Source organism: Nonomuraea sp. KM88, from assembly GCF_052245635.1.
In the GTDB taxonomy this organism is placed as follows: Bacteria; Actinomycetota; Actinomycetes; order Streptosporangiales; family Streptosporangiaceae; genus Nonomuraea.
On the sequence record NZ_JBQQCC010000002.1, the window covers coordinates 705,376 to 723,735 of the forward strand.

General features: G+C 73.0%; 13 protein-coding genes. 8 read left to right on the forward strand and 5 right to left on the reverse strand.

Features of this window, described 5'->3' with window-relative positions:
• The first annotated feature begins 9 nt into the window (after nt 1-9).
• The 5 genes from ACTWPV_RS09035 (at nt 10) to ACTWPV_RS09055 (ending at nt 7,881) form a co-directional block, all read left to right on the forward strand.
• Nucleotides 10-2,136, forward strand: a complete 2,127-nt coding sequence (locus ACTWPV_RS09035) for an acetyl/propionyl/methylcrotonyl-CoA carboxylase subunit alpha (protein ID WP_443151354.1) — start codon at nt 10-12, stop codon at nt 2,134-2,136.
• Nucleotides 2,136-3,041, forward strand: a complete 906-nt coding sequence (locus ACTWPV_RS09040; RefSeq protein ID WP_443151355.1) for a hydroxymethylglutaryl-CoA lyase — start codon at nt 2,136-2,138, stop codon at nt 3,039-3,041. Before ACTWPV_RS09035 ends, ACTWPV_RS09040 begins: the two co-directional genes overlap by 1 nt.
• A 2-nt stretch (nt 3,042-3,043) precedes the next feature.
• Nucleotides 3,044-4,180, forward strand: coding sequence for an acyl-CoA dehydrogenase family protein (locus ACTWPV_RS09045; protein WP_347644151.1), 1,137 nt, complete (start codon nt 3,044-3,046; stop codon nt 4,178-4,180).
• Between the two features lie 41 nt (nt 4,181-4,221).
• On the forward strand, nt 4,222-4,656 hold the full coding sequence (locus tag ACTWPV_RS09050; RefSeq protein ID WP_347618320.1) for a GNAT family N-acetyltransferase: 435 nt from the start codon (nt 4,222-4,224) through the stop codon (nt 4,654-4,656).
• Between the two features lie 126 nt (nt 4,657-4,782).
• Nucleotides 4,783-7,881 (forward strand): helix-turn-helix transcriptional regulator, encoded by a 3,099-nt coding sequence (locus ACTWPV_RS09055; protein WP_443151356.1) that lies wholly within the window; start codon nt 4,783-4,785, stop codon nt 7,879-7,881.
• Nucleotides 7,882-8,196: 315 nt separating this feature from the next.
• Here the strand turns inward: ACTWPV_RS09055 and ACTWPV_RS09060 are convergent, their stop codons facing one another.
• The 4 genes from ACTWPV_RS09060 to ACTWPV_RS09075 all read right to left on the reverse strand — a co-directional run bounded on the left by ACTWPV_RS09060 (nt 8,197) and on the right by ACTWPV_RS09075 (nt 13,976).
• Nucleotides 8,197-10,818: a hypothetical protein gene (locus tag ACTWPV_RS09060; RefSeq protein ID WP_443151357.1), complete on the reverse strand. Its 2,622-nt coding sequence runs from the start codon at nt 10,816-10,818 to the stop codon at nt 8,197-8,199.
• An 82-nt stretch (nt 10,819-10,900) separates the two neighbouring features.
• Complete coding sequence (locus tag ACTWPV_RS09065) at nt 10,901-11,842, reverse strand: carbohydrate kinase family protein (protein WP_443151358.1); 942 nt, start codon at nt 11,840-11,842, stop codon at nt 10,901-10,903.
• Nucleotides 11,827-12,753, reverse strand: a complete 927-nt coding sequence (locus tag ACTWPV_RS09070; RefSeq protein ID WP_443151359.1) for a pseudouridine-5'-phosphate glycosidase — start codon at nt 12,751-12,753, stop codon at nt 11,827-11,829. Before ACTWPV_RS09070 ends, ACTWPV_RS09065 begins: the two co-directional genes overlap by 16 nt.
• Nucleotides 12,754-12,860: 107 nt before the next feature.
• Nucleotides 12,861-13,976 (reverse strand): YeiH family protein, encoded by a 1,116-nt coding sequence (locus ACTWPV_RS09075; protein ID WP_443151360.1) that lies wholly within the window; start codon nt 13,974-13,976, stop codon nt 12,861-12,863.
• Between the two features lie 70 nt (nt 13,977-14,046).
• Here ACTWPV_RS09075 and ACTWPV_RS09080 point away from each other — a divergent pair, with 70 nt between their 5' ends.
• Together ACTWPV_RS09080 and ACTWPV_RS09085 are read left to right on the forward strand one after the other, a co-directional pair.
• Nucleotides 14,047-14,937: a LysR substrate-binding domain-containing protein gene (locus ACTWPV_RS09080; protein WP_347644145.1), complete on the forward strand. Its 891-nt coding sequence runs from the start codon at nt 14,047-14,049 to the stop codon at nt 14,935-14,937.
• Nucleotides 14,938-14,986: 49 nt separating this feature from the next.
• The gene (locus tag ACTWPV_RS09085; RefSeq protein ID WP_443151361.1) at nt 14,987-16,492 is read left to right on the forward strand and encodes a phytoene desaturase family protein; all 1,506 of its coding nucleotides are present in this window, start codon (nt 14,987-14,989) and stop codon (nt 16,490-16,492) included.
• A gap of 6 nt (nt 16,493-16,498) precedes the next feature.
• Here ACTWPV_RS09085 and ACTWPV_RS09090 read toward each other — a convergent pair whose 3' ends face one another.
• Nucleotides 16,499-17,059, reverse strand: a complete 561-nt coding sequence (locus ACTWPV_RS09090) for a TetR/AcrR family transcriptional regulator (protein WP_443151362.1) — start codon at nt 17,057-17,059, stop codon at nt 16,499-16,501.
• Nucleotides 17,060-17,145: 86 nt separating this feature from the next.
• Here ACTWPV_RS09090 and ACTWPV_RS09095 point away from each other — a divergent pair, with 86 nt between their 5' ends.
• Nucleotides 17,146-18,348, forward strand: a complete 1,203-nt coding sequence (locus tag ACTWPV_RS09095) for a cytochrome P450 (protein ID WP_443151363.1) — start codon at nt 17,146-17,148, stop codon at nt 18,346-18,348.
• The last annotated feature ends 12 nt before the right edge of the window (nt 18,349-18,360 follow it).

Sequence of the window (18,360 nt, forward strand, 5' to 3'; positions counted from 1 at the left end):
GGAGAAGGCGTGCGAAGCACCGAGCCGCCGGGGTGCGTGCGGGGGGCGAAGCGCCCGCAGGAGGGCTTCACGAGCGTGCTGATCGCCAACAGGGGCGAGATCGCCGTGCGGATCGCCCGCACGCTGCGCGGGCTCGGCATCACGTCGGTGGCCGTGTACGCGCCGTCCGACGCGGGGGCCAAGCACACCCTCGAAGCAGACATCGCCCTTGAGGTGCCGACATATCTTGATATTGAGGCCATTGTGGCGGCGGCTCGCGATTCGGGGGCGCAAGCCGTACATCCCGGTTATGGATTTCTTGCGGAGAACGCCGCGTTCGCGCGGCGCTGCGCCGAGGCCGGGCTCGTGTTCGTCGGGCCGCCCGCCGACGCCGTCGACGCGATGGGCGACAAGATCCGGGCCAAGGCCACGGTGGCGGCCGCGGGCGTGCCCGTGGTGCCCGGCCGGGCCGAGCCCGCCTCCCTGGAGGACTGGAACGACTTCCCCGCCCTGATCAAGCCGTCCGCGGGCGGCGGCGGCAAGGGCATGGTCCTCGTACGGTCGGCGGCCGAGCTGCCCGAGGCGATCGCGTCGGCCCGGCGCACGGCACTGGCGGCCTTCGGCGACGGCACGCTGCTGATCGAGCGCTACGTCGAGAACCCGCGGCACATCGAGATCCAGATCATGGCCGACACCCACGGAAACGTCGTGCACCTGGGCGAGCGCGAGTGCAGCCTCCAGCGCAGGCACCAGAAGATCATCGAAGAGGCGCCCTCGCCCTTCGTCAGCCCCGAGACCCGTGCCCGCATGGGAGCGGCCGCGGCGGAGGCCGCGCGCGCGGTCGGCTACGTCGGGGCGGGCACGGTCGAGTTCATCGTGGACGGCACCACCGGGGCCTACCACTTCATGGAGATGAACACCCGTCTCCAGGTCGAGCACCCGGTGACCGAGCTGGTCACCGGGCTGGACCTGGTCGAGTTGCAGCTGCGGGTGGCGGCCGGCGAGCTCATGCCGTTCGGGCAGGACGACGTACGGCTGACCGGCCACGCCGTCGAGGCGCGCGTCTACGCCGAGGACCCGGCCCGCGGCTTCCTGCCCAGCGGCGGCCGCGTCCTGGCGCTCCGCGAACCCGGCGACCCGGCCCTCGGCGAGACCGCGACGGCGTCGCCGCGCGGCGGGGCGGTCGTGCGGGTCGACTCGGGGCTGGTCGAAGGAGCGGCCGTGGGCACCTCGTTCGACCCGATGTTGTCCAAGGTCATCGCCTGGGCCCCCGACCGCGCGACGGCGCTGGCCGTCCTCGACCGGGCGCTCGCCAGGACGGCCGTGCTCGGCGTGGTCACCAACATCCCGTTCCTGCGCGCGCTCGCCGCCCACCCGGCCGTCACGGCCGGCGAACTGGACACCGGCCTGGTCGAGCGCGTGCTCCCCGACCTCGTCCCCGCCACGCAGGTGCCCGACGAGGTGCTCGCCGCGGCCGGTCTCGTCTTCCACGCCATGCCCCAGGGCGACGACCCGTGGGACATCACGGACGGATGGCGGACCGGCGAACCGGCCTGGACCACCTGGCGGCTGGAGTCGCGGGACGGCGTGCACGAGGTCCAGGTCCGCGGGCTGCCCCGCGAATCGGCCGAGGTCCGGATCGACGGCGACGCGGTGCCGGCGCGCATCCGGACCGACGAGACGCCGGCCGGCGCGCTCTCCGGGCTTCGCGGCGGCGCGCTGCTGCACGTCACCGTCGGCGGCCGTACCGAGCGTTATCTCTGCGCGCGCGACGTCGACACGCTCTGGCTCGGCAGGGACGGAGCCTCGTGGGCGCTCACCCGGCACCTCATCGGCGACCCGGGAGACCGGCCGGGCGCCACGGCCGCCGGCGACGGCGCGGTGCGCAGCCCTATGCCCGGCACCGTGCTGGTGGTCAAGGCCCAGCCCGGCGAGCGGGTCAGCGAGGGCCAGCCGCTGCTCATCGTGGAGGCCATGAAGATGGAGCACACGGTCACCGCCCCGCACGACGGCACCGTGTCCGAGCTGGCCGTGCAGGCGGGCCAGCCGGTCGACATGGACGCCGTCCTGGCCGTGGTCCGCCGCGAACCCGCCGAACGGAGTGAGGTCATGGACCGTGAGGGAGCGCCGTCGTCCGGAGGGGACAGGGAGGCGTGATGCCGTACGCGATGGAAGGTCTTCCGCACCAGGTCACGATCTACGAGGTCGGCCCGCGCGACGGGTTGCAGAACGAGTCCGCCATCGTGCCCGTCGAGGTCAAGGCCGAGTTCATCCACCGCCTCGCCGACGCGGGGCACAAGGTGATCGAGGCGACCAGCTTCGTGCACCCGGACTGGGTGCCGCAGCTGGCCGACGCCGGTGAGCTGCTCGGCAGGCTGCACAGGAAGCCAGGAGTGCGCTATCCCGTGCTGATCCCCAACATGCGCGGCCTCGACCGGGCGCTCGAACTCCAGGCCGACGAGATCGCCGTCTTCGCCAGCGCCACCGAGACGTTCGCCGCGAAGAACCTCAACCGCAGCCTGGAGAGCCAGTTCGACATGTTCGAGCCGGTCGTGGCCCGGGCGCTCGACAACGGGCTGAAGGTGCGCGCCTACGTGTCGATGTGCTTCGGCGACCCCTGGGAAGGGCCGACGCCGGTCAAGCAGGTGGTCGCGGTCGGGGAGCGGCTGCTCGGGCTCGGCTGCCACGAGCTGTCGCTCGGCGACACCATCGGCGTCGGCACGCCCGGCCACGTCACCGCCCTGATCAACGCCTTCCGCACGCCCGAGCGGCTCGCCGTGCACTTCCACGACACGTACGGGCAGGCGCTCAGCAACACCCTCGCCGCGCTCGAAGCCGGCGTGACCACCGTCGACGCCTCGACCGGAGGCATCGGCGGCTGCCCCTACGCCGAGTCCGCCACCGGCAACCTCGCCACCGAAGACCTCGTGTGGATGTTGCAGGGACTCGGCATCGAGACCGGGCTCGACCTGGGCAAGCTCGTGTCCACCAGCGTCTGGCTGGCGGAGCTGCTCGGCCGGCCCAGCCCATCCCGCGTCGTACAGGCGCTTTCGAAAGGGTGACCATGCTCAAGGACGAGTACGAAGAGCTCCGCAAAACCGTCGAGGCGTTCGCGCGCGACGTGGTCGCGCCGGTGATCGGCGACTACTACGAGCGCGAGGAGTTCCCGTACGACATCGTGCGGCAGATGGGCGCCATGGGGCTGTTCGGACTGCCGTTCCCGGAGGAGTACGCCGGCATGGGCGGCGACTACTTCGCGCTCTGCGTGGCACTGGAGGAGCTGGCCCGCGTCGACTCCAGCGTGGCCATCACCCTGGAGGCCGCGGTGTCGCTGGGCGCCATGCCGATCTTCAGGTTCGGCACCGAGGAACAGCGCGAGACCTGGCTGCCCAGGCTGGCCGCCGGCGAGATGCTGGGAGCGTTCGGCCTGACCGAGCCCGGCGGCGGCACCGACGTGCCCGGCGGCATGCGCACCACGGCCGTGCTCGACGGCGACACGTGGGTGATCAACGGGACGAAGGCGTTCATCACCAACGCCGGCACCGACATCACCGGCGTCGTCGGCGTGGCCGCGCTCACCGGCGAGCGGGAGATCTCCACGATCCTGGTGCCGAGCGGCACGCCCGGGTTCACGGTGTCGAAGAAGTACTCCAAGGTCGGCTGGAACGCCTCCGACACGCGCGAGTTGTCGTTCACCGACTGCCGCGTGCCTGCCGCCAACCTGCTCGGCGAGCGCGGCCGTGGCTACGCCCAGTTCCTGCAGACGCTCGACGAGGGCCGCATCGCGATCGCCGCGCTCAGCGTCGGGCTGGCGCAGGGGTGCGTCGACGAGTGCCTGAAGTACGTCAGGGACAGGAAGGCGTTCGGCCACCCGATCGGCCACTACCAGGCCATCCAGTTCAAGATCGCCGACATGGAGGTCCGCGCGCACACCGCCCGCCTGGCCTATCACCACGCCGCCGAGAAGATGCTGGCCGGTGAGCCGTTCAAGAAGGAGGCCGCGATCGCCAAGCTGGTCTCGTCCAACGCGGCCATGGACAACGCGCGCGACGCGACGCAGATCTTCGGCGGGTACGGGTTCATGAACGAGTTCCCCGTCGGGCGCTTCTACCGCGACGCCAAGATCCTGGAGATCGGGGAGGGCACCAGCGAGGTGCAGCGCATGCTGATCGCCCGCCGGCTGGGACTGGGCGATCTCTGAGGTTTGCATCAGGAACGTGCGACGATCTAGTGTCGTCAGTCATGACGGCTGACGATCTTCTGATCAGGAGGGCGGAGAAGGCCGACGCGGACGCGGTGTTCGCGCTGGCGCGTGAGTTCGGCCTGACCTTCAGGCCCGAGCGCGAGGCCTTCGACTCCGCGCTGCCCGAGCTGCTGGCGAACAAGGACGCCCTGCTGCTCGCGGCCGTCGTGAACGGGCGGGTCCAGGGCTACCTGCTGGGGTTCGTGCACCTCACGCTGTTCGCCAACGGGCCCGTGGCCTGGGTCGAGGAGGCCATGGTCGGGTCCGGTTCGCGCCGGCAGGGCATCGGGCGGGCGCTGCTGGAGGAGTTCGAGAAGTGGGCCCGCTCGCGCGAGGCGGGCTACGTGGCCATGGCGACCCGGCGGGCGCCGGAGTTCTACCACGCGCTCGGCTACGAGGCATCGGCCACCTTCTTCCGCAAGGTCCTGCGCTGAGCCCGGTCCCGCGCTGGGCCCGGGCTTCCGCGAGGTCCTGAGCCGCGTCCGCGAGGTCCCGCGCCGAGCCTGGGATCACGCCACCCGCGGGCGCGTTCTGTCGGCGCAGGATGGCATCCTTGGGACGTGAGCATCCACGCCGTGAGCCCCTTGTTCGTCGGGCGTGCCCGTGAGCTCGCCGTTCTCGGCGACGCGCTGGTCAGGGCGCGGGCCGGGGCGTCGGCCACGGTGCTCGTCGGCGGCGAGGCCGGCGTCGGCAAGACGCGGCTGATCAACGAGTTCACCGGCCGGGCCGGCGACGCCATGGTGCTCGTCGGCGGGTGCCTGGAGCTGGGCACGGAGGGCCTGCCGTTCGCGCCGTTCACCGCCGTGCTGCGCGGGCTCGTGCGCGAGCTGGGGCGTGACGGAGTCGCGGCGCTCGTCCCCGGCGGCACCACGCGCGGGCTGGCGCGGCTGCTGCCGGAGTTCGGCGAGCCGGACAGGGACGGGCCGGAGGCCAGGGCGCGCCTGTTCGAGCAGGTGCTCGGCCTGCTCGAACGGCTGGCGGAAGAGCGTCCCGTGCTGCTGGTCGTGGAGGACGCGCACTGGGCCGACCGCTCCACCCGCGACCTGCTGTCATTCCTCGTCCGCTACCAGCGCACCGCGGCCCGGCTGCTCGTCGTCGTCTCCTACCGCGCCGACGAGCTGCACCGCACCCACCCGCTGCGCCCGCTCATCGCCGAGCTGAGCAGGGTCGAGTGGGTCAGCCGGATCGAGCTGCGCAGGCTCACCCGCAAGGAGGCCGTCGAGCAGGCGGCCGGCATCCTCGACCGCGCGCCGTCCGCCGCCGACATGGACGTGATCTACGCGCGCAGCGAGGGAAACCCGCTGTTCGTCGAGGCGCTGCTGAGCGACGAGAGCGGCGGCCACGCGCTGCCCGAGTCGCTGCGCGACCTGCTGCTGGCCGGCGTCGAGCGGCTGCCCGACGAGACGCAGGAGCTGCTGCGGGTGGCCAGCGCGGGCGGGCAGCGCATCGAGCACGACCTGCTGAGCGCCGTCGCGGGGCTTGACGAGAGTGCGCTCTCCGGAGCGCTGCGGCCGGCGGTGGCGGGCAACGTCCTGGTCGTCGACGGCGAGGGCTACTCCTTCCGGCACGCCCTCATCCGCGAGGCGCTCCACGACGACCTCCTCCCTGGCGAGCACACCCGCCTGCACACCCGCTACGCCGAGGCACTGGAGCGCGACCTGTCGATCCTGCCCGCACCGCGCGGCGCGATCGAGCTGGCCCACCACTGGCACTCCGCCCACGACTCCACGTGGGCGCTGGTCAGCGCCTGGCACGCGGCCGCCGCGGCCCGCAAGTCCGCCGCCTACGACGAGCAGCTCAGGATGTTGTCCAGGGTGCTCGAGCTGTGGGACCAGGTGCCCGACGCGGCCGAGCGCATCGGCGCCGTCCGCGTCCGCGTGCTGCGGCAGACGGCCACGGTCGCCCACCTGGCCGGCGAATACGAGCGCAGCATCGCCCTGGCCGGCGCCGCCCTGGCCGAGCTCGACCACGACACCGACCCGATCGACTCGGCGCACGCGCTGCGCCAGCGCGGCCTGACCCGCTACGACCTGGGCCGCCCCGGCTACATCGACGATCTCCGCCAGGCGGCCGCGCTGGTCCCCTCGCACGAGCCCAGCAAGGTGCGCGCCCAGGTCCTGGAGAGCCTTTCGCGCATGCTCCACCGGCCCCAGGACCTGCCGGAACGTCTGGCCACCGCCCAGCTCGCCAGGCAGATCAGCCGCGAGGTCGGCGACGCCAACGTCGAGGCCCACGCCCTGATCGACTACGCCTGGGGCCGCTGGGGCTACTCCGAGATCGAGGACCAGCTCGGGGCCTTTGGGGAGGCCCGCGCCATCGCGTCGGGCGGAGGGGCGTACAACGCGCTGATGCGCTGCGCGATCTCCGAGTCCGACGCGCTGGAGGGCGCGGGCCGGCACGAGCGGGCCGCGCGGGTCGCCCGCGAGGGCGTGGCCGAAGCCGGCCACTACGGCCTGGCCCGCACGTCCGGCACGTTCCTGTCGATCAACCTGGCCGAGCCGCTGGTGTCGCTCGGGCAGTGGGACGAAGCGCTGCAAGTGATCGAGCACGCGCTCGATCTCTCGCCGCCCGCCCCCTACCGCGCCAGCCTGCAGGGCTTCGCCGCCGACATCGCGCTGGCGCGGGGCGAGCACGACCGGGCCGAGACGCTGCTGGGCTCGGTGCGGAGGGTGCTGGCCCGCGGGGTCCACCGGGACCAGGTGCTGCTTCCTCATCTGCGCAGGGAGATAGGGCTGCTCGAGGCGCGCGGGCGGATCGAGGAGGCGGTGGAGACGGCGGGGCGAGCGCTGGAGGAGCGCGACCTGCTGGCCAGCCCGCGATATTCGTGGCCGGTGCTGGTGGCCTTCGCCCGGCTCTTCGCCTCCGTCGCGGCGCCCGTTCCCGCCGGAGGTTCCGGCGCGCCGGCGCGGCCCGGGGCGCCCTTCCTGCCGCGGCTTCGTGCGCTGGCGCAGGAGCTCGAGGTCGACGGGGCGCTCCAGCAGGCGCACCGGCTCACGTTCGCCGCGCTGACCGGCCCTCACTTCCCCGCCGCTGCGGCGGTGCTCGCCGGGGAACAGCGGCTCCCCACCGGGGCGGACGGAGATGCGGCGACGTCCAGGGCGCCGCTCGGCAAGGGGACGGTGCCGGACGAGGCGGCGGTGCTGAACGCGGCGGAGGCGGACGTGGCGACGCCGCTCGAGGTCGCCGAGGACCCGGCCGCCTGGCAGCTCAAGGCATGGGACGCGGCGGTGCGGGCGTGGGCCGGGCTGCGGCAGCCGTACGCCGAGGCCTGGTGTCTGATGAGCGCGGCCCAGGCCGCGCTCGCGTGCGGCGACCGGCAGGAGGCCGCGGCGCGGCTGGCACGGTCGCGGGAGCTGGCCGAGCGGCTCGGCGCCGGGCCGATGATGGAGCAGGTCGACGCCTTCGGCCGCAGATCCAGGCTCGCGGGGCCGGACGCGGCGGGCGAGGGAAACCCGATGGGGCTGACGGCTCGCGAGCTGGAGGTGCTCCAGGAGGTGACCAACGGCCGCAGCAACAGGGAGATCGCGCAGGCGCTGTTCATCTCGGTCAAGACGGTGAGCGTGCACGTCTCCAACATCCTGGCCAAGCTCGGCGTCGCCACGCGGGGCGAGGCCGCGGCCACGGCCCACCGCCTCCGCCTCTTCGACATTCCGACGTGAGTCGTCCCGTGGGCCGGATGCTCCAGCCCGCCACGGCTCGTCGCCGGCTCGCACGGCTCCGCGCCACCGGCCACGCCACGCCGGGCAAGTGAGCGGACGCACCGGCCGGCCGGCGTCTCCAGGCCACCGCCCGGCCCTGCGAGCATGCACCGACGGTCGAAGAAGGCGTTTCGCGGGTCGTCGCGGGTGGGTCGAAGGAGTTTCCCCTGGCGGCGGGTCCGCAGTGGTGTTGGGTGGATGCCACGGGTTCGGCGACGGCGCTTGACCGGTCGGCGAGGGGTGACGGGCGTTCGCGGGTGGCGGGCAGGGGTGTGGTCAGCCGGTCAGCTGGGCCTCGAGCCGGTAGCCGTCCACGGTGACGTACACCTGGTCACCGGGCCGGGCGTTCAGGCGCATGAGCACCGGTTGCAGGGAGTCGAAGACCGGCTGGTGGCCCTGCCACACCAGCACGATGGCGTTGTCGCCGGGGCCCGTCACCGACAGCAGCGTGCCGGGGCGCATGCCGAGCTGGGCCGCGTACCCTTCAGGCACCGGCACCGGGCCGCCCCTGAGGTGTTCAGGAGTGACTTCGATGCGCTGCCAGCGGCGCGGGTCGGAGGACGGGCCCGGCAGTGGCGGGGGTGGCGTGGACGGGGCGCCTGCCAGGCCGCCGGGCAACTTCCCTGAGCGGCTTCCCGACAGGGCCGACAACGTGGCCAGGGCGGCGGAAGGGTCGATGGAGCTCGCGTTCACCGTCGGGATGGGCTGGCCGCCCCGGTGGTGGCCGTTGGCGCCGGGCGTGCGGCGGGGCAGAGGCTGGGCGGGGGCCTGCGCCGCGGCCGGGTCGGGGACCGTCTCGGCGGGGAGGGCGTCTAGCCAGGCCTTGGCCGAGTGGGCGCGGATGCCCAGCTCCGCCATCAGCTCCACGACGTCGGCGTCGGGCGGGCTGGAGGCCAGGAGCTGCCGCGTACGGCTCTGGAGACCGTGGATGTCACCCACCACCAGCCAGCCGTCCTGGAGACGGCGGTCGGGCATCAGCGTCACCAGCACACGCCAGAGCGGGGTGCGCAGCGACGGGACGGTCACCGGGTGGGCCGGGTCGGCGCCGATGAGCTGGTCCTCGGTGGCCGCCGCGCCGAGCCACTCGGTCAGCCGGAACATGTGGCCGGTGACGGGCGCGGACTCGGAGGAGCGCAGCCAGTGCAGGACACGCTCCTCCGCGGTGCGCTGGGCCTGCGAGAGCGCGTCCCTGTCGACCAGCAGCTTGTGGGCGAGCGTACGCAGGCTGACCGGGTCCTCGGCGAACAGCCGGTGGACGGCCACCGCCAGCTCCATCTTGTCCAGGCTGCGGAACAGGCTGTCCACGACCCGCACCATCGCGTGGTCGTTGTCGGTGGGCGCCGCGCCGGACGGCGGCGCGCCGGGAACAGGCGCCGCGTAGGCGGGCGCGCCCTTGGCGCCGTCAGGGCCGGGGACGGCGGGCATCGAGCCGGTGTGCGGGCCTGTTCCGGGAACGGCGGGCATCGAGCCGGTCTGGGGACCGGAGCCGGGCATGCCGGGGAGCGAGCCGGTGTCCTGGCGGACGGGCGCCAGGACACCGGGACGCTGCGGAAGGCGTTCGGACGGGCCGCCGGGGGCCGGGCGCTGGGGAAGGCCCTCGACCCCCGGGCCCTGGTGCGGGCCGCCGCCCGGAGGCTGGGCCGGGAGCGACCCCGTCTGGCGGCCGTCAGGTTGCGCGGGGAAGGAGCCGCTCTGCCGGCCGGCCGGGCGGTCGGACGGCTGAGCGGGGAAGGAGCCCGTCTGGCTCTGCCGGCCGCTCTCCGGTTGCGCGGCGAACGACCCTGTCTGGCGGCCTTCCCCTTGCGCGGGCGTGGAACCCGGCTGGCGGCCTTCCGGCTGCGCGGGAAGCGGGCCGGTCTGGCGGCCTTCCTGCTGTGCGGGAAGCGGGCCGGTCTGGCGGCCTTCCTGCTGTGCGGGAAGCGGGCCGGTCTGGCGGCCTTCCTGCTGTGCGGGGAAGGAACCGCTCTGCGGGCCGGGCCTGCGATCCGGTGGCTGGACGGCGAAGGCGCCCGTCTGCGGCTGGGAGTGCCCCTCGGCCGGACTGGTGAACGGTCCTGTGGACGGCGGCTGCGCGCCGGCGCCGGGTTGGGAGGCGCTCTGGGCGACGAACATCCCGGTCTGAGGGGGCGCCGAGGGAGCGGCGCTCTCCTGCGGGCCGGGTTGCGCGCCGGCAGGCTGGGAGCCCGCGGGCTGAGGCTGGCCGGACGGGCCTGCCCCCGGCTGCTGGGGTGCGCCGGACTGCGCGGCCGCGGGTTGTGGTGCTCCGGGCTGGGTGCCCGCGGGTTGTGGTGCTCCGGGCTGGGTGCCCGCGGGTTGTGGTGTGCCGGGCTGGGCGGCGGCCTGGGGCTGCGGTACGCCCTCCGGCTGGGCGGGGAAGGAGCCGGTGCTCCTGGACGAGAGACCGGCGGCCGCGCCGACATGGAGCGGGCGGGTCACCTCCGGATGGTTCGCCCGTGCCGCGAGCACCGGCTCGCGCTGGGCCGGGATGCGGCCGAGGATCTCGCGGAAGATCGAACCGACCACCACTTCAGGCGTGGCCGACGGGGTGCTCAGGTCGCTGGGGGACAACCGGCGCAGCCGCTGCCAGCCGCCGAGGCCGGTGATCGCCGTCCGGGTGGCCTCGGGCCAGCCCGGCAGCGCCGGGTCGATGTGGTGCACCGTCAGCGCGGGCAGCAGGTCGCACAGCGGCAGGTGATCCCAGCGGGAGGTCGCCAGCCGGGCCAGCCGCTCGCAGATCCAGTCGAGGCCCGCCGTGCCGAGCGCCTTCGACAGCGCCATGGAGGACCACCACCCGGCGGGCAGGCGCGGGTCGCCGAGCGCCTCGGCCACCTGCTGCGGACGGCTCCAGCGCAGCGCAGGGACTAGGTCGCTCAGGCAGATCGATGACTCGACATCCATCGGCGGACCTTATCCTCCCCAGTGAGCCGCATGGTGCTGCCCGTAGTGATGTGGCTAATGGTGCAGCCTACGCGGCAAGCTATCAATCAGTGTGAATAGGGTAAAGACGGTTCAGATCCAAACCGTACCGTGGTCGGCCGCCCACGTGGGCCACACATTCGGCCCCCGCGCGGCAACCGGCCTCCAGAGCGGCCCCTTCCCCGGCACCATGTAAAGCCGCCGCGAGGAAGCCCGCGGCGAACGCGTCACCTGCCCCGGTCGAGTCGACGACCTCGGCGGGCACGCCCGCCGCCGTCACGACCACTGCACCGTCCACGGCGGCCAGCGCTCCCTCGGCTCCCAGCTTCACGACCGCTGTACCGTACGTCTCACTCAAGAGTACGGCGGCACGCTCCGCCGTTGGGGCACCACTGAGAATCAGGGCCTCGTCAAGATTCGGGATGATCAGGCTGGCAGGGGCGGTTTCCTGGATGAACCGTTCGACGCCGAAGTTGCGCAGCGGCCCCGTGGAGGCCGGGTCGATGCTGATCGCGACGCCTCTGGCCGCCGCCTCCGCCATGGCGCGTCGGGCCAGCCGCAGCCCGCCTTCCGCGAAGAGGATGTATCCCGACAGATGGAGCCGGCCGACGCCGTCGAGCAGGGCGGGATCCCAGTCGGCGTCCGAGATCAGGCCGCCGGCGCCGCGGTTGGTGAGCATCGAGCGCTCACCGCTCTTGTCCACCATGGCGATCACGACCGCGGTCGGATGGTCGGAGTCCACGGAGAGGTGCGGGCGTACGCCCGTCTTGAGAAGCTCGGTTGTGTGCCACTCGCTGCTGTCGTAACCCAGCTTGGCCAGCAGCCGCGCGTCGGCGCCCAGGCAGGCGGCCCAGGCGGCGGTGTTCGCGCCCGAACCTCCGGGACGGAGCACGATGTCGGCGGCCGTGTCGGCGCCCGTCATGACCGGTGAACCATGCAACGCCACCACATCGGTGACGACGTCGCCGATGATCAGGAGAGCGTTGTCCATCACGGTCTCGCCCATGCGAGGGCGATCTGGGCGGCGAGTGCGGTGTTGCCGCGCACGGCGGCCAGGTTGGCCTCCAGGGAGGCGCCGCCGGTGCCGTCCACGAGATAGCCGAGCAGGAACGGGGTGATGGCCTGCCCTTTGATCCCCTGGCGCTCGGCGGCGGCCAGCGCCTCGGCGAGCACGCGGTCGTGCAGCTCGGGATCGAGCTGGCGGTCCTCGGGCACCGGGTTGGCCACGATCAGCGCGCTCTCCTGGCCGCCGAGTGCGTCCTGGCCGCGCATGATGGCCGCGGCCTGGGCGGGCGACTCGATGCGCCAGTCGATCGGCTGGCCGGAGGAGTGCAGGTAGAAGCCGGGGAAGGTGTCCGTACGGTAGCCCGCCACCGTCACGGCCCTGGTCTCCAGGCGCTGGAGCGTCGCGGGCACGTCGAGGATCGACTTGACGCCGGCGCAGACGATGGTGATGCGCGTGCGGGCGAGGGTGTCGAGGTCGGCGGACTCGTCCTGGTCGTCCGTCCAGCCCCGGTGCACGCCGCCCAGGCCTCCGGTGGCGAAGATCCGGATCCCGGCGCGGGCGGCGAGGAACGACGTGGCCGACACGGTGGTCGCGCCGCTCGCCTTCAGCGCCGCCGCCACGGGCAGATCCCGCTGTCCCAGCTTGCGCAGGCCGGACTCCGTCGCGACGCGCTCCAGCTCCACCTCGTCGAGCCCGATGCGCGGCACGCCGTCGAGCACGGCGATCGTGGCCGGCACGGCGCCGGCGTTGCGGACGATCCCCTCCAGTTCGCGCGCCACCTCGAGGTTGCGCGGTTGCGGCAGCCCATGGGAGATGATCGTGGACTCCAGCGCCACGACGGGCGCGCCGCCGGCCAGGGCCTCGACGACCTCGCTGGACGGCTGAAGAACGGAGTCGGTGGCGCTGCGCATGGTGAGTTTCGTGCTCCCTGAGTGATCCTTACCGGCATACCCTGAACTGGGTAGTTTACGGTATTTGTTCCAAGCTGAGCACGGCGCTGCGGCCGTCCATCCGAGGATCACACGAGAAGCGCCACTCCGGCCAGTGAGACGGCGGCGATGACCGCCGTGGCGATGCCTCCGAGCAGCATGACTCGTCCGCCTTTGACCAGTTTTCGCAGGTCGATGCCGGTGCCCAGGCCGAACAGGGCGGCCGCCATCAGCACGCCGGTCACCTGGGGGATCTGGTCCGTCACCGCCGCCGGCACCTGCCCGGTGCTGCGCAGGGCGACCATGGCCAGGAACGCCACCACGAACAGCGGCACGACCGGCGGCCGGGACGAGGCGTCCCCGGTGCGGCCGGAGAACAGGGCCACCATGGGGGCGAGGAGGAGCACGCGGCCCAGCTTGACCGTCACGGCGGTGGCCAGGACTCCCGAGGCGGCGCCGATCGCGGCCACCTGGGCGACCTCGTGCACGGCCGCCCCCGTCCACACCGCGAGTTGTGCGGGCGACAGGCCCATGAGGGAGGCCAGGAGGGGGATCGCGGCGATGGCGGCGGTGCCGTACAGGACGACGACGCCGAGCGCGCCGGCGGCGTCGTCATCGTCGGAGGTGTCCGAGCTCTCGTGCATGGCGGCGATCGCGGCGGCGCCGCAGATGGACACGCCGGTCGCGACGAGGAGCGACGTGCCGGGCGTGAGGCCGAGCCTGCGCCCGATCCGCGGCGTCACCGCGAACGTCACCCCGGTGGCCACCACCACGACGGCGAGCGTCTGCCAGCCGAGCGCGAGCACCTGAGGCAGCGCGATCTGCAGGCCGAGCAGGGCGACCGCGACCCGCAACACCCGCCTGGAGACGAAGGCCAGCCCCGGCTTCAACCGTTCGCCGATCCCGGCCACGTTGGCCAGCGCCGCGCCGGAGGCCACCGCGATCACCGCGGGACTGAGCGCCGGGAAGAACCGGCTGGCGGCCAGCGCGAACACCACCGCGAGCGCGGCCACGGCGACACCCGGCCAGGTCGCGGCGAGGAAGGAGCCGGTACGGCGCATCCGCGCCCGGGCGAGGCGGAGGGTTCGGGATCCCGGCGTGGTGGAGCGGCGAGCCCGCGACCCCGCTGTGGCGGTGTCGTGAGCCCGCGGCTGCGGCCCCGATGGGTGGCGGGCGGCAGCGGGCGAGCCGTCGGTGAGGGACATGATCCCAGTCTTTTGAGCGGGTGGCACGGCCGGTAGGCGCCAGCTGACTGGGAGCCCATAGCCTGGGGCTATGAGTGCACTGCCCGATCTCGACTCCTTGAAGCTGCTGGTCGACGTCGGCGTGCTGGGCAGCCTCGGGCAGGCGGCCAAGGCCGCGGGCATCGCCCAGCCGTCGGCGAGCAAGCGCGTCGCCCACCTCGAACGCCGCCTGGGCCTGCCGCTGGTCGAGCGCACACCGCGCGGGTCGACGCTCACCGCCGAGGGCAGGATGGTGGCGGGCTGGGCCGCGCAGGTGCTGGCCGCCGCCGAAGAGTTGATGCGCGCCGTGCAGGCCGTACGGCACGGAGAGGCGGCGCATCTGCGGGTGGCGTCCAGCATGACCGTGGCCGAGTATCTCGTGCCGAGGTGGCTCGGTGAGCTGCAGAACCGGGAGCCGGACGTGCCGGTCGGGCTCGACGTGGTCAACTCCGCCGACGTCGCGGCGCGGGTGCTGGCCGAGGACGTGGAGCTGGGGTTCGTCGAGGGGCCGAGCGTGCCCGAGGGGCTGGACAGCCGGGTCGTGGGCACCGACAGGCTGGTGGTCGTGGTGGCGCCCGGCCATCCGTGGGCGCGGCGCCGCACGGCGCTGCGGGGCGTGGAGCTGGCCGCGACGCCGCTGGTGGTGCGGGAGCCGGGGTCGGGGACGCGGGAGACGCTGGACGTGGCGTTCAAGGGCCTGCACCAGGCCAGCCCGCGGCTGGAGCTGGGGTCGAACGCGGCGGTCAAGGGAGCCGCGCAGGCGGGAGCGGCGCCCGCGGTGCTCAGCGGGTACGCGGTGGAGGCCGACGTGGCGACCGGGCGGCTGGTGGAGGTGCCGCTGGCTGGGGTGAACCTGGTCAGGAGCCTGCGGGCGGTATGGCGCCGCGGCCGTCCCCTCACCGGCCCTGCCGCGATCCTGCTCGCCATCGCCAGCCGTCCGTGACCGTTTCGGGCGTTGACGGATGGTGTGGTTTGCGCCTTATGGTGCGTGGATGGGCACTTATGACGTGATCGTGGCCGGCGGCGGGCACAACGGGCTGGTCGCCGCGGCGTACCTGGCCCGGGCGGGACGGCGGGTGCTCGTCCTGGAGCGGTACGGCCACGTGGGCGGCCTGGCGGTCTCCACCCGGGCCTTCCCCGGAGTGGACGTGCGCCTGTCGCGCTACTCCTACCTCGTCAGCCTCCTGCCCCGCGAGATCGTCCGCGACCTGGGGCTCGACCTGGAGCTGCGGCGCCGCCGCCACGCCTCCTACACGCCCAGGGGCGGCACGGGCCTGCTCGTCGACAACGAGGACGCAGCACGTACGGCGGCCTCGTTCCGCGCCGTCACCGGAGGGGAGGCCGACCACGGGGCCTGGCGGGACTTCTACGGCATGACCGCGCGGGTCGCCCGCGCCCTCGCTCCCACCCTGCTCGAACCCCTGCGCACGCCGGCCGAGATCGAGCGGCTGGTCGGCGCGCAGGCGTGGCGGGACCTGTTCGCCAGGCCGATCGGCGAGACCGTGGACGAACGTTTCGCCGACGACACCGTGCGCGGCGTCGTGCTCACCGACGCGCTCATCGGGACGTTCGCCGACCCCGCCACCGACCTGTCGGCCAACCGGTGCTTCCTCTACCACGTGATCGGCGACGGCACCGGCGACTGGAACGTCCCCGTCGGCGGCATGGGCGCGGTCTCAGGGGCGCTGGAGGCGGCGGCCAGGCGGGCCGGCGCCGAGATCAGGACCGGCGCGGAGATCGTCGGGATCTCGCCGTCCGGGGAGGTCGCGTTCGTGACGGAGGACGGCGAGCACACGGTGAACGGCGGGCACGTGCTGGTCAACCTGCCGCCCGCCGTGCTCGACCGGCTGATGGGCCGGCCGGCGGAGGTGCCCGAGGGAGCGCAGCTGAAGGTCAACATGGTGCTGTCGCGGTTGCCACGGCTGAAGGACGCGCAGGTGGATCCGCGCGCCGCCTTCAGCGGTACGTTCCACATCAACGAGGGACGCGACCAGCTCGCCGGGGCTTACGCCGAGGCGGCCCGAGGGGAGATCCCGGAACTGCCGCCCGCCGAGGTCTACTGCCATTCCCTGACCGATCCGTCCATCCTCGGCCCCGAGCTCAGGGGCAGGGCCGAGACGATGACGCTGTTCGGGCTGCACATGCCCGCCCGACTTTTCCGGAAAAATCCGGATCAGGCCCGGAAGCAGGCGCTGGAGGCCACCTTCGCGTCCGTCAACGCCGTCCTGGCAGAACCCCTGGAGGACTGCCTGCTCAAGGCCCCCGACGGCACCCCGTGCGTCGAGGCCAAGACGCCCGTCGACCTCGAGAAGGACGCGGGGCTTCCGGGCGGCCACATCTTCCACGCCGACCTGAGCTGGCCGTACGCCGAGCAGGGCCGCTGGGGCGTGGAGACCGAGCACGAGCGCGTTCTCGTGTGCGGCGCGAGCGCCCGCAGGGGCGGCGGCGTGAGCGGGATCGGCGGCCACAACGCCGCCATGGCCCTGCTCGGCCGCTGATCGCCGCTAACCGTCCTCGGAGACCAGCTTGGTGGCCACCTCCAGCGCCACCGCCACCCGCTCCGCCTCCGACAGGTCCGTGTCGACGAGGAAGGGCACGTTGCCCAGGATCACCGCGATCACCGCGAGCCTGGCCTCGAACCGCCGCACCGGGCTCGCCTCCGGGGGCGCCAGCAGGGACAGCATGCTGATCAGGCTCTGGCGCATGCACTCGCCGGCCGGCAGCTCGCGCATCACCCCCTGGTTCACCTGAGCGAACTGGAACAACGGCCGCCACTGATCAGCCAGCAACTCCGCGATCCGCCGCAGGATCTCCTGCTTCGACTCGGCGGTCATGGGCTGCTGCCTGGCCCAGGTCACCAGCTCGTCGATCGAGTCGACCAGCCGGTCGACGACGCCGGCGAGGATCGCCTCCTTGGTGCGGAAGTGGTAGTAGAGCGCGGGCCTGGTGATCCGCAGCCGCTCGGCGACCTCCTGGAGCGTGGTCTTGTCGTATCCCCGCTCGGCGAACAGCTCCAGCGCCACCTGCTGGATCCGCTCTCTCGTATCCGTCCGCCGTCCAGCCATTCCGCTCCCATCACTTGACCGCCGGCCACTTCATTGCTTACTTTCGCGTAAGTAATGAATGATGCCGGACTCGTTGGGAGCAGACTATGTCCGAGAACTTCCCCATCCCGCGCACCTGCCCGTTCGCACCTCCACCCGCGTACGAACGCATGCGCGAGCAGGCCCCGCTCGTCCGCGCCAGGCTGCCCCGCGGTGAGGCGTGGCTGATCACGCGGCACGCCGAGGCCCGGCAGGTGCTCTCGGGCGCGGGCATCAGCACCAACCCCGCCACCCCCGGCCACCCGAGCGGCGCGCTGAGCAGGGAGCCGTCGACCCCCGAGCAGGACGCGGCCATGGCGAAGTTCGCCATCGGCCACTTCATCGACCTGGACCCGCCCGAGCACGGCAGGTTCCGCCGGCTGCTCATCCCCGAGTTCACCGTCAGGCGGATGAGAGAGCTGCGACCCGGCATCCAGCACATCGCCGACGAACTCGTCGACGACATGATCGCCAAGGGGCCGGAGGCCGAGCTGGTGGAGGCGTTCGGGCTGGCGCTGCCCTCGCTGGTCATCTGCCGGCTGCTCGGCGTCCCGTACGCCGACCGCGAGTTCTTCCAGTCACGGACCCGCAGGATGATCTCGGCCGGCGTCGACCAGGAGGCGCGTCACGCCGCGGTGATGGAGATCAGGGGCTTCCTCGACGCGCTGGTCACCAGGGCGGAGGCGGATCCGGAGGACAACCTGCTCGGCCGGCTGATCGGCACCGGGCGGCTCAGCCGCGACGAGATCGTGGGCGTGATGTTCCTGCTGCTCGTCGCCGGCCACGAGACCACCGCCAACATGATCCCGCTCGCCGCGCTCACGCTCATGCGCCACCCGGCCCAGCTCGCCGCGCTGCGCGCGGACCCGGACCTGTGGCCCGCGGCCGTCGACGAACTGCTGCGTTACCTCTCGGTCGTGGACTGGGTGGCGTTCGACCGCGTGGCCATCGAGGACCAGGACATCGGCGGGCAGCTCGTCAGGAAGGGCGAGGGCATCTTCGTGCTCGGAGCCTGCGCCAACCGGGACGAGCGGGCCTTCGAGCGGCCGGACGAGTTCGACATCGGCCGCTCCGCCCGGCACCACGTGGCCTTCGGCTACGGGGTGCACCAGTGCCTCGGCCAGAACCTGGCCAGGGCCGAGCTGGAGATCGCGCTGCGCACGTTGTTCGAGCGGCTGCCCGGGCTGCGGGTCACGGTGGCGGACGAGGACGTGCCCGTCAAGCACGAGAGCCCCATCCTCGGGCTCAAGGCGTTGCCCGTCGCGTGGTGATCCACGGAAAAG

Excerpts from the sequence above, each read along its gene's own strand:
- ACTWPV_RS09085 (WP_443151361.1), top strand. The coding sequence starts at position 14,987 with ATGGGCACTTATGACGTGATCGTGGCCGGCGGCGGGCACAACGGGCTG.
- ACTWPV_RS09075 (WP_443151360.1), bottom strand. The coding sequence starts at position 13,976 with ATGTCCCTCACCGACGGCTCGCCCGCTGCCGCCCGCCACCCATCGGGG.
- ACTWPV_RS09090 (WP_443151362.1), bottom strand. The coding sequence starts at position 17,059 with ATGGCTGGACGGCGGACGGATACGAGAGAGCGGATCCAGCAGGTGGCG.
- ACTWPV_RS09095 (WP_443151363.1), top strand. The coding sequence starts at position 17,146 with ATGTCCGAGAACTTCCCCATCCCGCGCACCTGCCCGTTCGCACCTCCA.
- ACTWPV_RS09065 (WP_443151358.1), bottom strand. The coding sequence starts at position 11,842 with ATGGGCGAGACCGTGATGGACAACGCTCTCCTGATCATCGGCGACGTC.
- ACTWPV_RS09080 (WP_347644145.1), top strand. The coding sequence starts at position 14,047 with ATGAGTGCACTGCCCGATCTCGACTCCTTGAAGCTGCTGGTCGACGTC.
- ACTWPV_RS09050 (WP_347618320.1), top strand. The coding sequence starts at position 4,222 with ATGACGGCTGACGATCTTCTGATCAGGAGGGCGGAGAAGGCCGACGCG.
- ACTWPV_RS09060 (WP_443151357.1), bottom strand. The coding sequence starts at position 10,818 with ATGGATGTCGAGTCATCGATCTGCCTGAGCGACCTAGTCCCTGCGCTG.
- ACTWPV_RS09070 (WP_443151359.1), bottom strand. The coding sequence starts at position 12,753 with ATGCGCAGCGCCACCGACTCCGTTCTTCAGCCGTCCAGCGAGGTCGTC.
- ACTWPV_RS09040 (WP_443151355.1), top strand. The coding sequence starts at position 2,136 with ATGCCGTACGCGATGGAAGGTCTTCCGCACCAGGTCACGATCTACGAG.
- ACTWPV_RS09045 (WP_347644151.1), top strand. The coding sequence starts at position 3,044 with ATGCTCAAGGACGAGTACGAAGAGCTCCGCAAAACCGTCGAGGCGTTC.